The 3637-nt window shown below is 68.1% G+C and carries 4 protein-coding genes; 1 reads left to right on the top strand and 3 read right to left on the bottom strand.

The window, feature by feature from the left end:
- Window positions 1-147: 147 nt before the first annotated feature.
- Window positions 148-1308, bottom strand: a complete 1161-nt coding sequence (locus tag WBA97_RS37475; RefSeq protein ID WP_424235776.1) for a GNAT family N-acetyltransferase — start codon at window positions 1306-1308, stop codon at window positions 148-150.
- 146 nt (window positions 1309-1454) lie between these two features.
- On the opposite strand from WBA97_RS37475, the gene WBA97_RS37470 reads away from it, so the two are divergent.
- Window positions 1455-1982, top strand: coding sequence for a ferritin (locus WBA97_RS37470; protein WP_424235775.1), 528 nt, complete (start codon window positions 1455-1457; stop codon window positions 1980-1982).
- Here WBA97_RS37470 and WBA97_RS37465 read toward each other — a convergent pair.
- On the bottom strand, window positions 1979-2800 hold the full coding sequence (locus tag WBA97_RS37465; RefSeq protein WP_424235774.1) for a hypothetical protein: 822 nt from the start codon (window positions 2798-2800) through the stop codon (window positions 1979-1981). The two genes, WBA97_RS37470 and WBA97_RS37465, sit on opposite strands and share 4 nt — an antisense overlap.
- Window positions 2800-3375: a SigE family RNA polymerase sigma factor gene (locus WBA97_RS37460; RefSeq protein ID WP_424235773.1), complete on the bottom strand. Its 576-nt coding sequence runs from the start codon at window positions 3373-3375 to the stop codon at window positions 2800-2802. The genes WBA97_RS37465 and WBA97_RS37460 overlap by 1 nt, the downstream gene beginning before the upstream one ends.
- Between the last annotated feature and the right edge of the window lie 262 nt (window positions 3376-3637).

Genomic DNA, 3637 nt, shown 5'->3' with positions numbered 1-3637 from the left:
TCGCCACCGAAGTCACCACCCGCTACTTCCCGACCAAGCCCTACACCGGCCTCACCCAGACGGACACTTTTCATGAGGCAACGAATCCGCCTACGCGGGCATCTTGACGTGAGGCAACAGGGGGTTGCGGGCCTGCCTGTGGACAACTCACCCTGCTGTGGACAACTCCGACCAGTTCGGGTTGACCAGTGCGTAGATCGTCTCGTCCTCGAAGCCGGACTCGCCGGTGGGGAAGGACTCCGGGTGGGACGCCACGTGGGTGAAGCCCGCCTTCTCCGCTCCGTGCCGGGACGCCTTGTTGCTCGCCGCCGTCGACAGGCTCAGCCTGCGTAGTCCCAGGCCGCCCTTCTTCTTGTCCGTGAAGGCGCAGTCCGCCAGCATGCGCAGCGCCTCGGTCAGCACGCCCCTGCCGCGGGCTTCCGGGTGCACCGCGTAGCCGATCATCCCGGCCGTGTCGTCCAGGCCGCCGAGGTTGAAGATCTGGATCTGGCCGATGAGCTCGTCGGTCCCGCGGTCGGCGATGGTCCAGTTGTAGCGTTCGCCCCGCGCGTCGTACTCGCGCGGCCGGATCAGCACCCGGTCCGCGGGCGGCATGTCGTTCAGCCACGAGTTGCGGCCCGCGAAGTGGCGGCTGCGCGGGTCGGTCATCATCTCGACGAAGCGGGCGCCGTCGGCGTCGGTGTGCGGGCGCAGCCGCAGGCGGTCGGTCTCGACGGTCGGGGGGACGTGCCACTCGTACTTGTGCTCGCGGGTGTCGTCCCCGCGGAGCGAGCCGCACCACGCGTCGTGGCGTTCGCCGCGCTGTGCGAGGAACTTCGACACCTTGCCGTCGTAGGAGAAGCCGTTCGCCCACGCCACTCGCCACGACGCCCAGTTGCCGACGTACGCGTACCAGACGACCAGTTCGATCTCCGGCTGTCTGAAACCCCAGTCCAGGATCAGCTTCACCGCCCGGCTGCACACGCCGTGCCCGCGCACGCCAGGGTGCAGACCGAACGCGATCTCGGCGAGCCCGCCCTCCATCGGCCGCAGCGAGATCGACCCCGAGAACCGGCGCACCCCGTCCGCGTGCGGCGCCTCGATGGCAAACCCCAGATCCTTCCTGGTCAGCCAGCCCGACGGCACGATCTCGGTGACGAACCCGACGGCCTCCTCGCGGCCGTACGGCACCGGCACCGTCGTCCACCTGATCGACTCCGGATCGGTGCACTGCGCGAGCACCTCGTCCACATCGGACAGCGCATGGGCACGCAGCGTGATCTCGCCGTCGGTGAGCGTGGGGACGTCATCTGGGAACGAGAAGGCCATCGCACCATCGTCGGCGGCCGGGCCCTCCTGTGCAATCCGGTTACCCCGCCGACGTTAGGAAACCCTTACCTGAATTGCATTTTGATAGGCTTGCCTAATTAATTTGGAAATTGCTACTTACCACTGTGCTGCGTATTATTTGAATCATGTCGAAGTTCAACACCATGCTGCAAGAGCAGATCCGAAACGAGTTCACCGCGTCCCAGCAGTACGTCGCGCTTGCCGTGTGGTTCGACGGCCAGGACCTGCCGCAACTCGCCAAGCACTTCTACCGGCAGTCACTGGAGGAGCGCAACCACGCGATGATGATCGTGCAATACCTGCTCGACAACGACCTCCAGCCCGACATTCCCGCCGTGGACGAGGTGCGGAACAATTTCTCCGAGTCGGTGGAACTGGTCACGCTCGCGCTCAAGCAGGAGAAGGACGTCACCGAGGAGATCATCAAGCTCGCCAAGGTCGCCCGCGACGAGGACGACTACAAGGGCGAGCAGTTCATGCAGTGGTTCCTCAAGGAGCAGGTCGAGGAGGTGGCCCAGATGACCACGTTGCTCAACGTGATCCGCCGGGCCAACGGCAACCTGTTCGACGTCGAGAACTACCTGGCACGCGAGTCCGTCGGCGAGCAGGGCGACGACCCGCTCGCCCCGCACGCGGCGGGTGGCTCGCTCTAGGGAAAACAGGGCTCCGCCGCGGTCTGCATCGTGGTCCGCACGATCTCGTCCGTGCCGATGTCGACGATCAGGCGGAAGGTCGCGCCGGCATTCCCTGGCACCAACACGATCGCGTAGCGGTTGGCCAGCGTGAACTCCACATTGAGGTCCGGGTACACGGCCGCGGCCTGCTCGACCGTCCACCCCGGACCGACGCCCTCCGGTGTCTGCGAGATGAGCGGCATGATCGCGGCCACGGCTTCGCCGCGGAAATACACCCGGCCGACGTTCGCGCCGTCCTCGAGCAGTTCGTACTCGGAGCAGTCGCCGTACTGCCCCGTCGACAACCCGACCATGCCGGTGGCCTCCGCCTGCGCCCTGGGCTGGCCCAGCTGGACCGCGCGGTACCCGGTCGGGCCGAGGACCGGGTGGTCGAGGTGCGGCGGCGGCGCCGCGGTCGGCGTGCTCGGCCCCGGGTTCTCCCCCTCATCGCGGGTGGCAGGCGGCTGCCCGGCACCACCGCCGGTGGTGCCCCTCGGCACGGCCTGTGACGTCGAGATCGGCACGGACGAACTGGTGGCCGACGTGGTCGTGGTCGACGTGGGGGTGTGCTTGTAGCGGTTGGCGGGCGGCATCGCGTCGGGGTTTCCTCCCGCCAGCACGACACCGGCCATCACCGCGGCCACGACCGCGAGCGCGCCGCTCGCCGAGACCGCCACGATCCGGCGCCTGCGCACCCGCCGGGCGCCTGCCACGATCGCCTCGCTGGCGCCGGGACGCGCGGAGACCTCGAGTCGTTCGTCGGCGAACAGCCGCCGCAACTGGTCGTCGAGGTCCATCACGCACCTCCCACCGACGTGCCGAGCCGAGCCCGCAGGGTAGCCATCGCCTTGCTGGACTGGCTTTTCACGGTGCCGCGGCTGACCCCGAGCGCGGCCGCGATGTCCGCCTCCGACAGGTCGTCGTAGTAACGCATGACCATCACCGCGCGCTGCCGTGGCGGCAGGCCGCGCAACGCCTCCCACAGGGGTTCGTTGTCGAACGGGTCGGGCTCCGCCTCGGCGGGCCGGTCGGGCAGGTCGGCGATCAGGTTCTCCCGCCGCGTCCGCCGCCACCGGCTGATGTTCGTGTTCGCCATGGCCTTGCGGGCGTAGGCGACCGGGTCGCCGGTCTTGCGCGCCACAGACGACCACCGCGAACCGAGCTTCTCGAGCACGGTCTGTACGAGGTCGGCGGCATCGTGCGGGTTGCCGGTCAGCATGTGGCCGTACCGGAGCAGCCCAGGCAGCGCCTGCCGCACGAACTCCGAGAAATCCTCCACCGCAGAGGCTCCCCTCCCCCTGTCCAGAGTCACACGCCAGGGACCGGCAACCGGTTCCAGCGTGGACATGGCATGCCTCCTCCCGTCACTCATGGACAGCAGGAACACGCCCCCAGGACGCCCGAGGTTGCCTCGCCGTTGCGGCGGATGCGCATCGTCCGCGCACGTTCAGCCCGCGAAAAGCCGAACCGCCCCCCAGGACAGTCGCGTAGGCAGCCCCCACCCGAACCCGGCAGGGTTCCGTCAAAGTCGTTTGTGCTGGTCATGTGGTGATTCCGAGTAGCTGTAGTGGTCGGGTGGGGTCGCGGGTCATGCGGCGGAGTCCTGCCGCGATGTTGGTGTATCCGGCGTGGCG

This window comes from Actinophytocola sp. (assembly GCF_049647105.1).
GTDB lineage: Bacteria > Actinomycetota > Actinomycetes > Mycobacteriales > Pseudonocardiaceae > Actinophytocola.
This window is presented reverse-complemented; position numbering and strand designations above follow the sequence as displayed.

Coding starts and splice junctions, on each gene's coding strand:
- WBA97_RS37470 (WP_424235775.1), top strand. CDS start 1,455: ATGTCGAAGTTCAACACCATGCTGCAAGAGCAGATCCGAAACGAGTTC.
- WBA97_RS37460 (WP_424235773.1), bottom strand. CDS start 3,375: ATGAGTGACGGGAGGAGGCATGCCATGTCCACGCTGGAACCGGTTGCC.
- WBA97_RS37465 (WP_424235774.1), bottom strand. CDS start 2,800: ATGGACCTCGACGACCAGTTGCGGCGGCTGTTCGCCGACGAACGACTC.
- WBA97_RS37475 (WP_424235776.1), bottom strand. CDS start 1,308: ATGGCCTTCTCGTTCCCAGATGACGTCCCCACGCTCACCGACGGCGAG.